Here is a 16759-nt window from a genome sequence, read left to right on the forward strand (position 1 = left end):
CGCGAACCCGGTGGACCGGTTGGTTGCGCCTGGCCGCGGTCGTCGGCATGGTGGCCGGTTTTGCCGTGGTGTTCACCGGATCAACCGTGCCCCGGGCGATCGCCGGCGAACCCAGCGCGACCCCCTTCATCCACGTGCGCATCGATCAGGTGAGCCCGGACGTCGTCACCACCACCAGCGACCCGATCGTCACCGTCACCGGGACGGTCACCAACGTCGGCGACCGCCCGGTCCACGACGTGATGGTCCGGCTGGAGCACGCGGCGCCCGTCACGTCGTCAGCCGGCCTGCGCACCTCCCTCGACGGCAGCACCGACCAATACCAGCCGGCCGGGGATTTCGTCACGATCTCCCCCGAACTGCAGCGCGGCCAGGAAACCGGCTTCACCCTCACCGCGCCCTTGCGCTCACTGGTCAAGCCCTCGTTGGGTGTTGAGCAGCCCGGGGTCTACCCGCTACTGGTCAACGCCAACGGCACTCCTGACTACGGTGCCCCGGCCCGGCTCGACAACGCCCGCTTCCTGCTGCCGGTCCTCGGGATTCCCCCGGACAAGGCGGACGATCTGAGTGCCGCAGTGGCACCCGACACTTCCAAACCGGTGTGGATCACCATGCTGTGGCCGCTGGCCGACCGGCCCCGGTTGGCCCCCGGCGCCCCCGGTGGGACAGTTCCGGTCCGCCTGGTTGACGACGACTTGGCCGCCTCGCTGGCCACCGGGGGCCGGCTCGACATCCTGCTCTCCGCGGCCGAGGTGGCCACCAGCCACGATGTCGACCCGGACGGCGCGGTGGGGCGAGCGCTGTGCCTGGCGGTCGACCCGGACCTGCTGGTCACGGTCAACGCGATGACCGGTGGGTACGTCGTCTCCAAACCGGCCGGCAGCGCCGGTCCACAAACCCATCCGGGCGCCGGTCAAGCATCGGCGGCCACCTGGCTGAACCGGCTACGGACGCTGGCGCACCGAATCTGCGTGACGCCGCTGCCGTATGCCCAAGCCGACCTGGACGCCCTCCAGCGCGTCAACGACCGCGGGCTGAGCGCGATTGCCACCCATAGCGCCGGCGACGTCGTCGACCACATCCTCGATGTGACCTCCACCCGAGCAGCCACCGTGCTCCCGGATGGCCCCTTGACCCACCGCGCGGTCGACCTGCTCAACGCCAACGACAGCACCGTTGCGATCGCGGCGGCCGACTTCTCCGCCCAGGACACCGCCGGCGGATCCCATGCCGCCGACACCGTTCCGCGGCGGCTGTCCCCGCATGTGGTGGTCGCGCCGTTCGACCCGGCCGTCGGCGCCGCACTGGCCGGGGCCGGCAACAGTCCGCTCACTCCCACCTATTTGGACTCGTCGCTGGCGGTGCGGCTGACGCATGACTCGCTCACCGCGCGCCGTCAGGATGCGTTGGGCTCCATGTTCTGGCGCAGCCTGGATCGCGCCGCCGCGCCCCGCACCCAACTGCTGGTGCCGCCCGCGTCATGGAACCTGCAGGGCGATGACGCGCAGCTGATCTTGACCGCGCTGGCCACCACCATCCGGTCGGGGCTGGCGGTGCCGCGGCCGCTCACCGCCGTCGTCGCCGATGCCGCCGCCCAAATCGGCATCGGCACACCGGAACCGCCGGGTCCTTACCCGTCGGCGCGCGGACAGTTCGGCGACGATGTCACCGGCCAGATCGCCGGCCAGGTCGGCCGGTTGTGGGGACTTACGTCGGCGCTGATGACCGATGACCGCACCGGCTTGACCGGTGTCCAGTACACCGCGCCGCTGCGCGAGGACATGCTGCGCGCGCTGAGTCAGTCCCAACCGCCGGACACCCGCAACGGGCTGGCCCAGCAGCGGCTGGCGGTCGTCGGTAACACGATCAACGACCTGTTCGGGGCGGTGACGATCGTCAACCCGGGCGGTTCCTACACCCTGGCCACCGAGCACAGTCCACTCCCGCTGGCCTTGCACAACGGCCTGGCCGTGCCGATCCGGGTACGGCTTCAGGTCGACACGCCGCCAGGGATGAGCGTCACCGACGTCGGCCAGATCGAGCTGCCGCCGGGATACCTGCCGCTGCGGGTGCCGATCGAAGTGCGCTTCACCCAACGCGTCGCCATCGACGTATCGCTACGGACGCAGGACGGCATGCGGCTGGGCGAGCCGGTGCGGTTTTCGGTGCATTGCAATGCCTACGGCAAAGTGCTGTTCGCAATCACGTTGACCGCTGCGGCCGTGCTGGTGACGCTGGCCGGGCGTCGGCTGTGGCATCGTTTCCGCGGCCAGCCCGACCGCGCCGACCTCGACCGTCCCGACCCGCCGCCCCAGCAACCGGACCTGCCGCCTCGGGCCGCCGATCGGGTTGAGAAGCACCGCGTATGAAACCCGCCGCACGTCGGCCTGAGCGGCCGTCGCACCGACAGCGGCCACCGCAGCGACGTACCGCACCCGCTCAGGTCGTGACTCCGCCCCGCCTGCCCGCACCGGAGCCGGCAGCTCGGCGACCCGAGCTGTCCGACGCGGCGCTGGTGTCGCGGTCTTGGGGAATGGCGTTCGCGACGCTGATCAGCCGAATCACCGGGTTTGCCCGCATCGTGCTGCTGGCGGCCATCCTCGGCGCCGCGCTGTCCAGCGCCTTCTCGGTGGCCAATCAGCTACCGAACCTGGTCGCCGCGCTGGTGCTGGAGGCCACGTTCACCGCGATCTTCGTCCCGGTGCTGGCCCGCGCCGAGCAGGGCGACGCCGACGGCGGCGCCGCGTTCGTGCGGCGGTTGGTGACGTTGACGACCACCCTGCTGTTGATCGCCACAGCGCTCTCCGTGCTGGCGGCGCCGTTGCTGGTGCGGCTGATGCTGGGCCGCAACCCGCAGGTCAACGAGCCACTGACCACCGCCTTCGCCTACCTGCTGCTGCCGCAGGTCCTGGCCTACGGCCTCACGTCGGTGTTCATGGCAATCCTGAACACCCGCAATGTGTTTGGGCCGCCGGCGTGGGCGCCCGTGGTCAACAACGTGGTGGCGATAGCGACCTTGGTGGTGTACCTGTTGGTGCCGGGAGAGCTGTCGGTCGACCCCGTCCGGATGGGCAACACCAAGTTGCTGGTCCTCGCGGTCGGCACCAGCCTGGGGGTGTTCGCGCAGACCGGGGTGTTGCTGGTGGCGATCGGCCGTCAACACATCAGCCTGCGCCCGCTGTGGGGAATCGACGAACGGCTCAAGCGTTTCGGCGCCATGGCCGCAGCGATGGTGCTCTATGTGGTGATCAGCCAGCTGGGCTTGGTCGTCGGCAACCAGATCGCCAGCACGGCAGCCGCATCCGGGCCGGCCATCTACAACTACACCTGGCTGGTGTTGATGCTGCCCTTCGGCATGATCGGGGTCACGGTACTGACCGTGGTGATGCCGCGACTGAGCCGCAACGCCGCCGCCGACGACATCAAGGCTGTCCTCGCCGATCTGTCACTGGCCACCCGGCTGACCATGATCACGCTCATCCCGATCGTCGCGTTCATGACCGTCGGCGGTCCGGCCATGGGCAGTGCCCTATTCGCCTACGGCCACTTCGGTGGTGTGGACGCCGGATACCTGGGTGCGGCCATCTCGCTGTCGGCGTTCACCTTGATCCCCTACGCGCTGGTGTTGTTGCAGCTGCGGGTGTTCTACGCGCGCGAGCAACCATGGACACCGATCGTGATCATCTTGGTCATCACCAGTGTGAAGATCGCCGGCTCGGTGCTGGCGCCGCATGTCACCGGCGACCCCAAGCTGGTGGCCGGCTACCTCGGGTTGGCCAACGGCCTGGGGTTCCTGGCCGGCGCGATCGTCGGGTACTACCTGTTGCGGCGTGCGCTGCTGCCCCGCGGCGGCCAGCTCGTCGGCGCCGCCGAGGCGCGGACGATCCTGGTGACGACGGCCGCGTCATTGCTGGCCGGCCTGATCGCCCACGTGGCCGACCGGCTGCTGAAACTGGGCGCGTTGACCGCTCACTTCGGCGGCGCGGGTTCGTTGTTGCGGCTGCTGGCACTGGCGACGATCATGCTGCCGATCATGGCGGCGGTGATGCTGCGCGGGCAGGTGCCCGAGGCGCGCGCGGCCCTGGGCGCGATCCGGCGCCGCATCGGCCGGGCTGGACCGCCCGGGACGGCCCCGGTACCGGTTAAATCGTCTCGTCGCGGCCCGGTCACGTACCCTGAGCAGAGGAATTCGACCCGGCCGGGACCCAAAGCGGTCCAAGAGCCGATCCGGCGCAGACCTCCCGAGCGGGTCGCTAGAGCCGGGATAGCGAGAGGACTGGAGGTGAGCGACCGCCCTGTGGAAAGCACCTCGCCCGAATTCGCATCCGGCTCTACACGGGGTCCGGACGTGCAGCGATCGGTCGCCGACGACTTTCACCCCGACATACCCCCCGCCGCTGACACTCCCGGCCCGGATCGGGCGTCAGCGCCCCGCTCACCCGACGAGCTGAACGGCGGTCCCTCCGCCGAGGCCCCTCGTCCGCGCCATGGCTTCGACGCGCCCCGCGAAGCTGCGTCCGACACCGACGACGTGCATCTGGTTCCCGGTGCCCGCATCGCCGGCGGCCGCTACCGGCTGCTGGTCTTCCACGGCGGCGCGCCGCCACTGCAGTTCTGGCAGGCGCTGGACACCGCGCTGGACCGGCAGGTGGCGCTGACCTTCGTCGATCCCGACGGCGCGCTGCCCCCCGAGGTGCTGCAGGACATCCTGGCCCGCACCCTGCGGCTCAGCCGGATCGACACCCCAGGTGTGGCCCGGGTGCTCGACGTCGTCCACACCGGTGCCGGCGGCCTGGTGGTCTCGGAGTGGATTCGCGGCGGTTCGCTGCAGGAGGTTGCCGATACCGCGCCGTCTCCCGTAGGCGCCGTCCGGGCGATGCAGTCGCTGGCCGCCGCTGCCGCAGCCGCTCATCGGGCCGGTGTCGCGCTGTCGATCGACCATCCTGCCCGGGTGCGGGTCAGCATCGACGGCGACGTCGTCCTGGCGTACCCGGCGACCATGCCCGACGCGAGTCCGCAGAACGACATCAGGGGAATCGGTGCGGCGCTGTATGCCCTTTTGGTCAACAGGTGGCCGCTGCCGGAGTCCGGGGTGCGCAGCGGCCTGGCGCCGGCCAAGCGGGACGCGTCGGGCAATCCGCTGGAACCGACCGTCATCGAACCGGACATCCCGTTCCAGATTTCGGCGGTCGCCGTCAGGTCCGTTCAGGAGGACGGCGGAATACGAAGCGCCTCAACGCTTTTGAACTTGCTGCAGCAGGCGACCGCGGTGGCTGACCGAACCGAGGTGCTTGGCCCGATCGACGATACCGACGCCGTCGACGAACCGCGGGTCACCGCCGCCCGGCGCCCGCCATCGGTCCGCGACGCCGGACCTTTGGGAAATCGGCGCCGTAACGTGCTGATCGGTATCGGTGCCGCTGCCGTCATCATCGTGGTGACCCTGCTGGTGATCGCACAACTGGTGAACAAGATCTTCGGCGGCGTCGGCGGCGGCTTCAATAAAGAAGAGCTCGGCCTGAACACGCCGACGTCGGTGACCGCGTCGGCCTCGGCGTCGGCGACTGCACCCGCCGGCAGCACCGTAAGACCCACCAAGGCCACGGTCTTCTCGCCCGGCGGCGAAGCCGACTCCCCCGGCACGGCCGGCAACGTCATCGACGGCAACCCGGGCACCTCCTGGGAAACCGACGTGTATAGCGACCCTGTCCCGTTTCCCGGCTTCAAGAACGGCGTCGGGTTGATCTTGCAACTGCCCAGCCCGACAGTCGTCGGCGCGGTAACCATCGACATAGCCAGCACCGGCACCAAGGTCGAGATTCGCTCCGCCAAGACGGCGACGCCGGCCAAGCTCGAAGACACCACGCTGCTGACCGGGGCGACGGCGCTCAAACCCGGGCGCAACACCATTGCGGTCAAGTCCTCTTCGCCGACGTCGAACCTGCTGGTGTGGATCTCCACGCTGGGAACCACCGGCGGCAAGAGCCAGGCCAGCATCTCCGAAATCACGATTCAAGCGGCGTCTTAATAGCGGCGCGGGTGAAGTGCCGCACAGCACCCGGTTGGCTACTGTCCCGGCTCGTGGGCTTCGGGCGAAACATCAAGCGGGACCGCACAGATGGCGAATTGCTGGCCGCCCACGTCGCCGGCGACCGGTATGCGTTCGACGAGTTGTTCCACCGGCACCGACGGCAGCTGCACCGGCTCGCGCGGCTCACCAGCCGCTCCCCCGAAGACGCCGAAGACGCGTTGCAGGACGCCATGCTTTCCGCCCACCGCGGCGCGGGTACCTTCCGCAATGATGCCGCGGTGCGCAGCTGGCTACACCGCATCGTGGTCAACGCCTGCCTGGACCGGCTGCGGCACGCCAAGGCGCACCCGACCAGCCCATTGCAGGATATCCACCCGGTAGCGGATCGGACGGCGCAAGTGGAGACGGCGATTCTGGTGCATCGCGCGTTGATGCGGCTACCGGTCGAGCAGCGCGCAGCGGTGGTGGCCGTCGACATGGAGGGCTATTCGATCGCCGACACGGCGCGGCTGTTGGGGATCCCCGAGGGCACGGTCAAGAGCCGGTGCGCCCGGGCTCGCGCCCGGCTCGCCGAGCTGCTCGGTTACCTCAATACCGGCGTCAGCGCGACGACCTGACCCCTGTGCATAGCCATCGAACTGTGCATCAAGGACACTGGGTCGGATGGGTGAACCCGATACCGATCCGCCACACGGTGCAGCTGATGCGGACCCGCCGCTGACGGTGGACCTGCTGGCCGACCTGCAGGCGGGCCTGCTGGACGACGAGGCCGCGGCCCGAGTCCGCAACCGGGTCCGCGCGGATCCGCAGGCCGAAGACATCCTGCGGGCCTTGAACAAGGTGCGCACCGACCTCGCCGCCGCCGGTAACGACTCGAGTCCGGCGTTCGCGCCCGACGCGGCCCGCGCGGCCGTTCATTCCGCCCGTCCGCCGATCCGCCCGGGCCGGCTGATTGCCGGCTTCGTCGGGTTGGGTGCACTCATCGTCGCCATCGGCCTAGGCGCGTCGGCGCTGTTGAACAAGCCATCACATTCATCGAGCACGTCGGCCACGGCGGACCACATCACGGTGCCGGGTCCTGCCAACGGCCCGGCCGGCGCGATTCCGCTGTCTGCGGCCCAGATCCTCGAACTGCTCAACCACGGCCCGGACTACGGCGCACACGGTGCTCTCGAGGATCCACCGCGGCGGGCATCGTGCCTGCGCGGCCTCGGCTATCCCCCGTCCACCCCGGTCTTGGGCGCACGACCGATCGAGGTGAACTCCCGTCCGGCGGTACTACTCGTGCTGCCTGGTGATACACCTCAGGAGCTGGCGGTCTTCGCAGTTGGGCTGAACTGCAGTGCTGTCGATACCGGGTTGCTGGCCAGCACGCAGGTTCCGCGGGCCTAGCGCAGCCGGGGCTCTCGAGGGCGTGGTGCGAGGAGCGCGGGAACAGCCTCGCCTACCCTGGCGTTCGAAGGCTTAGCTGTTTCACCCCTCTTCCCAGGGCTCGCACCCGAAAGGCTCGCATGACCGCTTCTGCAGATGGCCCCGTCCACGAAGTAATCGTTATCGGTTCGGGCCCGGCCGGATACACCGCGGCGCTCTACACCGCACGCGCCCAGCTGTCACCCCTGGTCTTCGAAGGCACCTCCTTCGGTGGCGCGCTGATGACCACCACCGACGTGGAGAATTACCCCGGCTTTCGCGACGGCATCACCGGTCCGGAACTGATGGACCAGATGCGCGAGCAGGCGCTGCGCTTCGGCGCGGATCTGCGGATGGAAGACGTGGAGTCGGTGTCGCTGGACGGGCCGGTCAAGTCCGTCGTCACCGCGGACGGGGAAACTCACCGCGCCCGCGCCGTCATCCTGGCGATGGGGGCCGCCGCACGCTACCTGCACGTCCCCGGCGAGCAAGAACTGCTGGGCCGCGGCGTCAGCTCGTGTGCCACCTGTGACGGGTTCTTCTTCCGCGACCAGGACATCGCCGTGATCGGCGGCGGCGACTCGGCGATGGAGGAGGCGACCTTCTTGACCCGGTTCGCCCGCAGCGTGACGCTGGTGCACCGGCGCGACGAGTTCCGGGCGTCCAAGATCATGCTCAACCGGGCCCGCAGCAACGAGAAGATCAAATTCCTCACCAACCACACGGTGGTCGCGGTCGAAGGCGACACGACCGTGACCGGGCTGAAAGTGCGCGACACGGTCAATGGCAAGGAGACCACCCTGCCGGTGACCGGCGTGTTCGTCGCGATCGGCCATGAACCGCGTTCGGAACTGGTTCGCGATGCCCTCGAAGTCGACCTGGACGGCTACGTCTTGGTCAAGGGGCGCACCACGAGTACGTCGCTGGAAGGTGTGTTCGCAGCAGGCGACCTAGTGGACCGCACCTACCGGCAAGCGGTGACCGCGGCCGGCAGTGGCTGCGCGGCGGCCATCGATGCCGAGCGCTGGCTGGCCGAACACGCAGACTCGGCTGCCGGAGGCGAAACGGCCGGGACCGCCGACAGTACCGATTTGATTGGAGCACCACGATGACCGACACCGAAAACGCCGGGGCCACAGTGGAAGTGTCCGACGCGTCCTTCTCGACAGACGTGTTGTCCAGCAATAAGCCTGTGCTGGTTGACTTTTGGGCAACCTGGTGTGGACCGTGCAAGATGGTGGCGCCGGTGCTCGAGGAGATCGCCGCCGAGCAGGGGTCCCAGCTCACCGTCGCCAAACTCGACGTGGACGCCAACCCCGAGACGGCACGCAATTTTCAGGTGGTGTCGATACCCACGCTGATCCTGTTCAAGGACGGCCAGCCAGTGAAACGGATCGTCGGTGCCAAGGGCAAGGCGGCGCTGCTGCGCGAGCTTTCCGACGCGGTACCCGGGCTCGGCTGAACGGCTCTGGTTCGCCACACCATACGCTCGATTAGCCTGCGGTTTTCCGAAAATCCGCGAGTATCTGCGACAATACCGGCTAACCATTAGGCATTGGTTAGCGAGATCAGGTAGTCCCGGAGGGCCCTTGGCATGTCGAGTCCGCGCCGCGAAGCCGGCGACGCGCTGCGCGCTGGTGACCGGAGCGCCGCTGTTACCGAGATACGGGCTGCGCTCGCTGCGCTGGGAATGCTTGACAATTCCGATGAGGACCTGAGCACCGGCAGGCATGTAGCGCTCGATATTTTCGACGACGAGCTCGATCAGGCGGTGCGCGCCTTTCAGCAGCATCGCGGACTACTGGTGGACGGCGTCGTCGGCGAGGCTACCTACCGGGCGTTGAAGGAGGCGTCGTACCGGCTTGGCGCCCGTACCCTGTATCACCAATTCGGTGCGCCGCTTTACGGCGACGACGTGGCAACCCTGCAATCCCGGCTGCAAGACCTCGGGTTCTACACCGGCCTGGTGGACGGGCACTTCGGGTTGCAGACGCACAACGCGTTGATGTCCTACCAACGTGAATACGGTCTGGCCGCCGACGGTATCTGCGGTCCAGAAACGTTGCGCTCCTTGTACTTTCTGAGTTCGCGGGTGACCGGCGGGTCGCCGCACGCAATTCGCGAAGAGGAGCTGGTACGACGGTCTGGACCCAAGCTGTCTGGTAAGCGGATCATTATCGATCCGGGACGCGGTGGCGCGGACCACGGCTTGATCACCCAGAGTCCAGACGGGCCGATCAGCGAAGCAGATGTGTTGTGGGACTTGGCAAGTCGTCTCGAAGGCCGGATGACCGCCATTGGTATGGAGACCTTTCTGTCGCGGCCGACCAATCGCAGCCCGTCGGATGCCGAACGGGCAGCCACCGCCAACAACGTCGGCGCCGATCTTATGATCAGCCTGCGTTGCGAATCTCAGTCCAGCCCCGCAGCCAACGGCGTGGCCTCGTTTCACTTCGGCAACTCGCATGGTTCGGTGTCCACCATCGGCCGCAACCTCGCCGACTTCATTCAACGAGAAGTGGTGGCCCGCACGGGTTTACGGGACTGCCGTACCCATGGCCGGACGTGGGATCTGCTGCGGCTGACCCGGATGCCAACCGTTCAGGTCGATATCGGCTACATCACCAACCCGCGCGATCGCGCGATGTTGGTCTCGACGCAGACCCGCGACGCCATCGCCGAAGGCATTTTGGCGGCGGTCAAGCGGCTGTATCTGTTGGGCAAGAACGATCGCCCAACGGGCACATTCACTTTCGCCGAGTTGCTGGCCCACGAATTAGCCGTCGAACGCAGCCGCAGCGGTTCCTAACCTAACCGTCCGACGCGCTGGTGGCCGTAGCCCCCGCCCCAACGGGTTGCTGCAGTTGAGCGTTCGCCAAGAGCCGCTCCAAGGCCGCCTCGACTTCGGCCTTCCATCCCAGACCCTTGTCGAGCTCGAGCCGCAGCCGCGGAAAGTACCGGTGCGGGGCGACCACGACGAAACCCACGTCCTGCAGGAAGTCCGCGTCGATAACGCAGTGGTCCACCGAGCAGTCGCCGAGTGCCTCGAGCACCGGCTGCACGTCCGGGTCCACCATGCGCGGGTCCTGCAATTCGGCGACCTCCGCCGTACGGCCGAAAGCCTCCAGCGCCCGCACCCCGCGTCGCATCAACTCGTCGATCACCCGGGCGATCAGGCTGTGCGGCAGGTCATCGGCGGCTTGCCCGACCTCGATACCCATCGACGTCAGTAGCACGGCATCGGCAGACACCGGTGCGGTCGGAAACCGATGCGCACGCGGCACCGCACCCGGCGGGGCGTAGAGGACATACCCCAGGCAAGGCGGCTCGGCGCTGCTGCGCTCGTCGGGAATGGCGGTCGCAACCTGACCACAGGAACCCCACTCCAGCATCACCATCGACAACCACGCCTCCTTCTCGAACTCGGGGTCGGCGAGGTGGTCGTGAGTACCGAGGGTCGCAGGGTCGACCTCCCAGAAGACGCAGCGGCGCGCGTGCTTGGGAAGCTGTTCAAAGGCTTCGAGCCGCAGCGGTGTGATTCGAGCAGACACTAGTCTCCTGGCCTCCGTGCGGTACTGCGGCCCGGCTGCACCCCAGGCCCGGCTGCACCGACAACCTCTCCAGGATAGGAGAGTTTCGGAGTGTCGGGCCAGTTTTGCCGTGCCCGTTGGCGCGCTCCCGACGCGCCGATCACCGCGGTACGCCCGCCCCTTACCATGAGCCGCGGACACATGCCGAAATGGCTTGACGCACAGTCTTTCTCGATTTGATCGCGGAGGCGGAGACGCTTGCCGAGCGAGCCGAACCGGCGCAGTGTCACAGTGACGTAATTACACGGGGTAGCCCGGTCATGCCGAGGACGCGGTCATCGCGTCGACGATGCGTTGCAAGTCATCCACCGAAGCAAACTCCACCACGATCTTGCCCTTGCGTTTGCCGAGGGTGACAGTCACGCGGGTGTCGAAGGCGTTCGACAACCGTTCAGCAACGTCTTGCAGACCCGGCATCTGAATCGGCTTGCGCCGCGGATGCGCCGGCTTGGCCGTGCCGCTGCGGTTGGCCTCATGATTGGCGACGGTGACAGCTTCCTCGGTCGCCCGCACCGACAGGCCCTCGGCGACGATCCGGCCGGCCAGTTCCTCCTGCGCGTCGGGGCCGGCCTCCAACGAGAGCAGGGCTCGGGCATGACCGGCGGACAGCACCCCGGCGGCTACTCGACGCTGCACCGGGATGGGGAGCTTCAGCAGGCGGATCATGTTGGTGATCAACGGGCGGGACCGCCCGATGCGGGCCGCCAGTTCGTCGTGGGTGACCCCGAATTCGTCGAGCAACTGTTGGTAGGCCGCCGCCTCTTCCAAGGGGTTCAGCTGCACCCGATGGATGTTCTCCAGCAGGGCATCGCGCAACAGGTTGTCGTCGCCGGTTTCGCGCACGATGGCCGGGATCGTCGCCAGGCCGGCCTGCTGCGCCGCCCGCCACCGCCGCTCCCCCATCACGATCTGGTAGCGGGCGCCGCTCTGGGAACCGCTGACCGCCCGCACCACGATCGGCTGCAGCAGACCGAACTCCCGGATGGAGTGCACCAGTTCCGCCAGCGCCTCGTCGTCGAACACCTGCCGGGGCTGGCGGGGATTGGCCTCGATGTCAGCCGGGGCGATCTCCCGGTACACCGCGCCGATCGCCGGCGACTCCGGTCCCGGTCCCCCGATGACGACGTCGGCGGCTGCCGAACCCATCCTCGGCCCGAAACCGCCGTCGCCCTCGGTGGGTCCGGTGGGGATCAGCGACGCGAGCCCGCGGCCGAGGCCGCCTTTCCGGCGTGACGGGTTGGTCATGGTCGTTCCTTCGCGGCTGGTGGTCGATGACGTTCGGCCAGTTCCCGGCTTGCGTCCAGGTAGCTCATCGCTCCACGGGAACCGGGATCGTAATCGATGATGGTCATGCTGTAGCCCGGGGCTTCGGAGACCTTGACGCTCCGCGGGATGACGGTGCGCAACACCTTGCTGCCGAAATACCGGCGCACCTCCGCGGCGACCTGGTCGGCGAGCTTGGTACGTCCGTCGTACATGGTCAGGATGACGGTGGTCACCTCGAGTCGGGGGTTCAGATGCGCCTTCACCATCTCGATGTTGCGCATCAGCTGTGACACACCCTCCAGGGCGTAGTACTCGCACTGGATTGGAATCATCACTTCAGGCGCTGCGACGAGCGCATTGATCGTCAGCAAGCCAAGCGACGGTGGGCAGTCCACGAAGACGTAATCGAAGTCGAAATTGTCGAGGGCGGCCAGCGCGGTGCGCAGCCTGTTCTCGCGGGCGACCATGCTGACCAACTCAATTTCGGCGCCGGCGAGGTCGATGGTGGCCGGTACGCAGAACAGTCGCTCGCTGTGCGGACTGGGACGCAGCGCGGCGTGCAGCGGCACCTCACCGAGGAGTACCTCGTACGAGGAGGGCGTGCCCGATTGCCGGTCGGTGATGCCGAGCGCAGTGCTCGCGTTGCCCTGGGGATCCAAGTCAATCACCAACGTCTTGAGCCCCTGGACGGCGAGGGCGGCGGCGAGGTTGACCGCGGTGGTCGTCTTGCCCACGCCACCTTTTTGATTGGCGAGGGTGAACACCCGTCGGGATGGCGGACGCTGCAGCGGTTCGTAAACGGTGTGCAGCACCCGCATGGCACGTTCTGCCGCGGCGCCGATCGGGGTGTCGTGCTCGCTCGATGTTTCACGTGAAACATCAGCGGTCACATCCGGAGGTTCCCCGTGCGCCGACGGCGCCGCCTCCTGCTGCGCTTCCCTGCCTGCCGCGGGCGGGCCGGCCGGATATCTTGGAGCGCTCATCGCCTTCGCCTGCCCGCCGTTCGCTGACGGCCCGGTTGCGTCTGCGTGCCGCGTCGGGCCGAGACCACGGTTGCGGGCGGAGCCAAATAGTTCGCGCCACATGTGACCACCCTGACATCAACCGCGCCGGCCGCCGCCATCACACGCCGGTGTTCGCGGACTTCGTCGTGCGCGCGTTCTCCTTTGATCGCCAGCATCCGGCCCTCCGGTCGTATCAACGCCATACTCCACTTGGTCAACTTGTCCAGGGCCGCCACGGCACGCGACACCGCGACATCGCGTCCGGCCAGGCGCTCGCGCACCTGCGGCTCCTCGGCTCGGCCGCGTACCACCTCCACCGGCAGTCCCAGCTCCGCCACCACCTCACGCAGAAACTGGCTTCGTCGCAGGAGCGGTTCGAGCAGCACCATCTCGATATCGGGCCGGGCGATCGCCAACGGCAACCCCGGCAGGCCGGCGCCGCTGCCGATGTCGACCACTCGCTCCCCCGGCTCCAGCAACTCAGCGACGGCGGCGCTGTTGAGCAGGTGCCGCTCCCACAACCGATCAGCTTCGTGCGGCCCGAGCAGTCCGCGCTCCACTCCGTCGGTTGCCAAGATGTCAGCGTAGCGCTGGGCGGCCGCAAGGTTCGCCCCGAAAACCGCGCCCGCCACATCAGGGGCCGTGCCCACCGTCGCCGCCCGCTCGTAAGAGCCGTGATGTTTCACGTGAAACATTCCTCGATTCGTGGGCTTCCGGCGGCAGCTGCCCAGGCATTCCTGGCTTAGCAAGGCATGAGCGGGGTCAGTCCCGCAGCACGACCACCCGGCGAGACGGCTCCACACCTTCGCTTTCGCTATGGACCCCGGCCACCGCCGCAACCGCGTCGTGGACGATCTTCCGCTCGAAGGGCGTCATCGGCGAGAGCTCTTCTCGCTCACCGGTCTCCAGCACCCGCCGCGCCACCTTGTCGCCCAGGGCGGCCAATTCGTCGCGGCGCCGGCGTCGCCAGCTAGCAATGTCGAGCATCAGCCGGCTCCGCACACCGGTCTTCTGGTGTACCGCCAACCGGGTCAATTCCTGGAGCGCGTCGAGCACCTCTCCCCCGCGGCCCACCAACTTGTTCAGGTCGTCGCTGCCGTCGATGCTCACCACCGCGCGGTTGCCCTCGACGTCCAGATCGATGTCGCCGTCGAAGTCGAGCAGATCCAACAACTCCTCCAAGTAGTCGCCGGCGATCTCGCCCTCGGCGACCAGACGCTCCTCGAGATCGTCGGCAGGCGCGGTGTCGTCGGCCTCGTCAATTTCGGCGGCTACGTCGGCTACGTCGACACCGCTGTCAGCCGGCTCGCTACCACGGGCCGTCGCGGCGGTCTGCCCAACCTCGTCGGCCCGCAGGTCGCGCTCGGTGGTGTCGGCATCGGTCATGGCTTTTCTCCCTTGCCTGTCTCTTGGGGGTCTCGCGTGTCTGTGTCCGTCCCTGGGTCAGCGCTTTCGCTTTTTGGGTCTAGCGCCAGGGCGCGGTGTGCGATTACTCGGACCGGTGCTCCGCACGGTCGGGTTCGCCTTCTTGGTTCGGGTCCCGGTCGCTTCGGGCTCTTGGCCGTCGGAGGTCTCCGGCCCGGATTCGGATACGGATTCGCCGTCGGCAAGCGCCGCGGATCCGCCGGCCGCTTTGGGTGGCCGCTTGGGCTTGGCGCCGGGCGCCGGTGCGTTGGCCGCGCGCCGCGCGATGGCTTCCTGCCTCTTGGCTTCGTCCTCTTTTTCGATCATGCCGAACACGTAGTGCTGCTGACCGAAGGTCCAAATGTTGTTCGCGAACCAATACAGGATGATCGCCAGCGGAAGAAACGGCCCACCGGCCACCACGCCGAACGGAAACACATACAGCGCAAGCTTGTTCATGATCGCGGTCTGCGGATTCGCGGCGGCCTCCGGGCTCTGCCGCGCCACCGACGCACGGCTGTTGAAGTAGGTGGCAATGCCGGCCAGGATCATCACCGGCAGGCCGACGGCAATTACGGCGAGCCGGGAGAACTCCCCCGGAAAATGCGTGAACGCCTGGATCCCACGGGTCTGCGTCATCGTCGCACCGATCGGCGCGCCAAAAAGGTTCGCGTCCAGGAAATGCCCGACGTCGCTCGGGCTGAACACGTAGTTCCGCGTTGCGCGATTCACCTCCGGCGTCATCTGCGGTCCACCCACCCCGCCGCCGAACAAACCCCCGGTCGCCGTCCGGTTGAACGAGCGCAGCACGTGATACAGCCCCAGGAACACCGGGATCTGCACCAGCATCGGCAAGCAGCCCAGGATCGGGTTGAACCCGTGCTCGCGTTGCAGCTTCTGCATTTCCAGCGCCATGCGCTGGCGGTCCTTGCCGTACTTCTTTTGCAGCGCTTTGATCTGCGGTTGCAGCTCCTGCATCTGACGCGTGGTGCGGATCTGCTTGACGAACGGCTGGTAGAGCAGCGCGCGCAAGGTGAACACCAAGAACATGACCGACAGCGCCCACGCGAAGAAGTTCGACGGTCCCAGCACCGCGGCAAACAGCTTGTACCAGACCCACATGATCGCCGACACGGGGTAATAGACGAAGTCGAGGCTGAAAGGGTCAAACGACAAAAGAGTCACTCCTGACGTCCACGCGTTCCGCACGGGATTCGCGCCGCTCCGGTATGGGATCCCAGCCGCCCCGATGCCACGGGCCGCACTTGGCGAGTCGGGCGGCGGCCAGCCAGCTTCCCCGCAGCAGGCCGTACTCCGTCAGAGCATCCACGGCGTATTGGCTGCAGGTCGGCATGAAGCGACACGTCGCCGGCCGCAAGGGCGACACCATGTGCCGATACAACTGGATGAGGAAAATCAGGCCACGCGCCGCAGCCGTGCCCATGCCCCTCAGCGAGGCCCTCACCGGGCGGCTCCCGTCAACTCCACCGCACGCCGCAACCCGGCGCGCAGTTGCTGTTCCAGCCAGGCCGACGACACGTGCCGACTGCTTGGCAGCGCGCGGATCACCACCAGGTCGGAGTGATCGAGCTGCCCCAGCATGGTCCGGGCGACGTGTCGCAGGCGACGCGCGACTCGGTGCCGCTGGACGGCCGAACCCACCGATTTGGCAATGATCAGCCCCACCCGGGGACCCCCGTCGGCATCGCTGCCGCGCCGGACGTAGACGACGAGGTCGGGCTGCGCGGTACGAATCCCGTGCTTCACCGTCTCGTCGAACTCGGTTGACCGCCTCATGCGGTTATGTGCGGGTAACACCGCCGAAGGACCCGGTTGCGTTCAGGCAGACAAGACGCGCCGGCCTTTACGGCGGCGGCTGGAGACGATCGAACGCCCGGCGCGGGTACGCATCCGCAGTCTGAAACCATGCACGCGGGCTCGGCGCCGGTTGTTGGGCTGGAAGGTCCGCTTGCCCTTGGCCACGGCGTTCTCCTCGTTGTATCTGGCTCGAGTGTCCGAGCCATCCGGCCGCACGCGCTTTGCAACTGAGTCGG

16 protein-coding genes are annotated in these 16759 nt (G+C 67.7%); 7 read left to right on the forward strand and 9 right to left on the reverse strand.

Going from position 1 to position 16759, the window contains the following annotated elements; translation table 11 throughout:
- Nucleotides 1-47 precede the first annotated feature (47 nt).
- The 7 genes from AC5Y2L_RS24065 (at nt 48) to AC5Y2L_RS24095 (ending at nt 10250) form a co-directional block, all read left to right on the forward strand.
- The gene (locus tag AC5Y2L_RS24065; protein WP_499938356.1) at nt 48-2369 is read left to right on the forward strand and encodes a hypothetical protein; all 2322 of its coding nucleotides are present in this window, start codon (nt 48-50) and stop codon (nt 2367-2369) included.
- A 164-nt stretch (nt 2370-2533) separates the two neighbouring features.
- On the forward strand, nt 2534-6028 hold the full coding sequence (locus AC5Y2L_RS24070) for a lipid II flippase MurJ (protein WP_499938358.1): 3495 nt from the start codon (nt 2534-2536) through the stop codon (nt 6026-6028).
- A 53-nt stretch (nt 6029-6081) separates the two neighbouring features.
- Nucleotides 6082-6648, forward strand: coding sequence for an RNA polymerase sigma factor SigM (gene sigM, locus AC5Y2L_RS24075; protein WP_499938190.1), 567 nt, complete (start codon nt 6082-6084; stop codon nt 6646-6648).
- Between the two features lie 46 nt (nt 6649-6694).
- Nucleotides 6695-7423, forward strand: coding sequence for an RsmA family anti-sigma factor (locus AC5Y2L_RS24080; RefSeq protein ID WP_499938192.1), 729 nt, complete (start codon nt 6695-6697; stop codon nt 7421-7423).
- 119 nt (nt 7424-7542) lie between these two features.
- The gene (trxB, locus tag AC5Y2L_RS24085) at nt 7543-8553 is read left to right on the forward strand and encodes a thioredoxin-disulfide reductase (RefSeq protein ID WP_499938194.1); all 1011 of its coding nucleotides are present in this window, start codon (nt 7543-7545) and stop codon (nt 8551-8553) included.
- Entirely contained in the window at nt 8550-8903 is a 354-nt protein-coding gene (gene trxA, locus AC5Y2L_RS24090; RefSeq protein WP_499938195.1) for a thioredoxin, read from the forward strand. The genes trxB and trxA overlap by 4 nt, the downstream gene beginning before the upstream one ends.
- A 132-nt stretch (nt 8904-9035) precedes the next feature.
- A complete protein-coding gene (locus tag AC5Y2L_RS24095) occupies nt 9036-10250 on the forward strand; it encodes an N-acetylmuramoyl-L-alanine amidase (protein WP_499938196.1) in 1215 nt (404 codons plus the stop codon).
- A gap of 1 nt (nt 10251) precedes the next feature.
- Here the strand turns inward: AC5Y2L_RS24095 and AC5Y2L_RS24100 are convergent, their stop codons facing one another.
- The 9 genes from AC5Y2L_RS24100 to rpmH all read right to left on the reverse strand — a co-directional run bounded on the left by AC5Y2L_RS24100 (nt 10252) and on the right by rpmH (nt 16688).
- Nucleotides 10252-10992 carry an acetyltransferase gene (locus AC5Y2L_RS24100; protein WP_499938198.1) on the reverse strand — a complete coding sequence of 247 codons (741 nt, stop codon included), beginning with the start codon at nt 10990-10992 and terminating at the stop codon, nt 10252-10254.
- Between the two features lie 297 nt (nt 10993-11289).
- Complete coding sequence (locus AC5Y2L_RS24105; protein ID WP_499938199.1) at nt 11290-12276, reverse strand: ParB/RepB/Spo0J family partition protein; 987 nt, start codon at nt 12274-12276, stop codon at nt 11290-11292.
- Nucleotides 12273-13280 carry a ParA family protein gene (locus AC5Y2L_RS24110; protein ID WP_499938200.1) on the reverse strand — a complete coding sequence of 336 codons (1008 nt, stop codon included), beginning with the start codon at nt 13278-13280 and terminating at the stop codon, nt 12273-12275. Before AC5Y2L_RS24110 ends, AC5Y2L_RS24105 begins: the two co-directional genes overlap by 4 nt.
- Entirely contained in the window at nt 13277-13996 is a 720-nt protein-coding gene (gene rsmG, locus AC5Y2L_RS24115) for a 16S rRNA (guanine(527)-N(7))-methyltransferase RsmG (RefSeq protein ID WP_499938202.1), read from the reverse strand. Before rsmG ends, AC5Y2L_RS24110 begins: the two co-directional genes overlap by 4 nt.
- Nucleotides 13997-14063: 67 nt before the next feature.
- Entirely contained in the window at nt 14064-14687 is a 624-nt protein-coding gene (locus AC5Y2L_RS24120) for a Jag family protein (protein WP_499938203.1), read from the reverse strand.
- Nucleotides 14688-14744: 57 nt separating this feature from the next.
- Complete coding sequence (yidC, locus tag AC5Y2L_RS24125; protein ID WP_499938360.1) at nt 14745-15827, reverse strand: membrane protein insertase YidC; 1083 nt, start codon at nt 15825-15827, stop codon at nt 14745-14747.
- A 43-nt stretch (nt 15828-15870) separates the two neighbouring features.
- A complete protein-coding gene (gene yidD / locus AC5Y2L_RS24130) occupies nt 15871-16149 on the reverse strand; it encodes a membrane protein insertion efficiency factor YidD (protein ID WP_499938362.1) in 279 nt (92 codons plus the stop codon).
- A gap of 17 nt (nt 16150-16166) precedes the next feature.
- Nucleotides 16167-16523 (reverse strand): ribonuclease P protein component, encoded by a 357-nt coding sequence (rnpA, locus tag AC5Y2L_RS24135; RefSeq protein WP_499938205.1) that lies wholly within the window; start codon nt 16521-16523, stop codon nt 16167-16169.
- A gap of 21 nt (nt 16524-16544) precedes the next feature.
- Nucleotides 16545-16688, reverse strand: coding sequence for a 50S ribosomal protein L34 (gene rpmH, locus AC5Y2L_RS24140; protein WP_082966674.1), 144 nt, complete (start codon nt 16686-16688; stop codon nt 16545-16547).
- Nucleotides 16689-16759: the final 71 nt, after the last annotated feature.

This window comes from Mycobacterium sp. NGS66 (assembly GCF_059812225.1).

Bases quoted from the DNA above. Each gene is read 5' to 3' on its own strand.
- yidD (WP_499938362.1), bottom strand. From the start codon at position 16,149: ATGGGCACGGCTGCGGCGCGTGGCCTGATTTTCCTCATCCAGTTGTAT.
- AC5Y2L_RS24110 (WP_499938200.1), bottom strand. From the start codon at position 13,280: ATGAGCGCTCCAAGATATCCGGCCGGCCCGCCCGCGGCAGGCAGGGAA.
- AC5Y2L_RS24120 (WP_499938203.1), bottom strand. From the start codon at position 14,687: ATGACCGATGCCGACACCACCGAGCGCGACCTGCGGGCCGACGAGGTT.
- AC5Y2L_RS24105 (WP_499938199.1), bottom strand. From the start codon at position 12,276: ATGACCAACCCGTCACGCCGGAAAGGCGGCCTCGGCCGCGGGCTCGCG.
- AC5Y2L_RS24065 (WP_499938356.1), top strand. From the start codon at position 48: ATGGTGGCCGGTTTTGCCGTGGTGTTCACCGGATCAACCGTGCCCCGG.
- rsmG (WP_499938202.1), bottom strand. From the start codon at position 13,996: ATGTTTCACGTGAAACATCACGGCTCTTACGAGCGGGCGGCGACGGTG.
- AC5Y2L_RS24095 (WP_499938196.1), top strand. From the start codon at position 9,036: ATGTCGAGTCCGCGCCGCGAAGCCGGCGACGCGCTGCGCGCTGGTGAC.
- trxA (WP_499938195.1), top strand. From the start codon at position 8,550: ATGACCGACACCGAAAACGCCGGGGCCACAGTGGAAGTGTCCGACGCG.
- AC5Y2L_RS24070 (WP_499938358.1), top strand. From the start codon at position 2,534: ATGGCGTTCGCGACGCTGATCAGCCGAATCACCGGGTTTGCCCGCATC.
- trxB (WP_499938194.1), top strand. From the start codon at position 7,543: ATGACCGCTTCTGCAGATGGCCCCGTCCACGAAGTAATCGTTATCGGT.
- AC5Y2L_RS24080 (WP_499938192.1), top strand. From the start codon at position 6,695: ATGGGTGAACCCGATACCGATCCGCCACACGGTGCAGCTGATGCGGAC.
- yidC (WP_499938360.1), bottom strand. From the start codon at position 15,827: ATGTGGGTCTGGTACAAGCTGTTTGCCGCGGTGCTGGGACCGTCGAAC.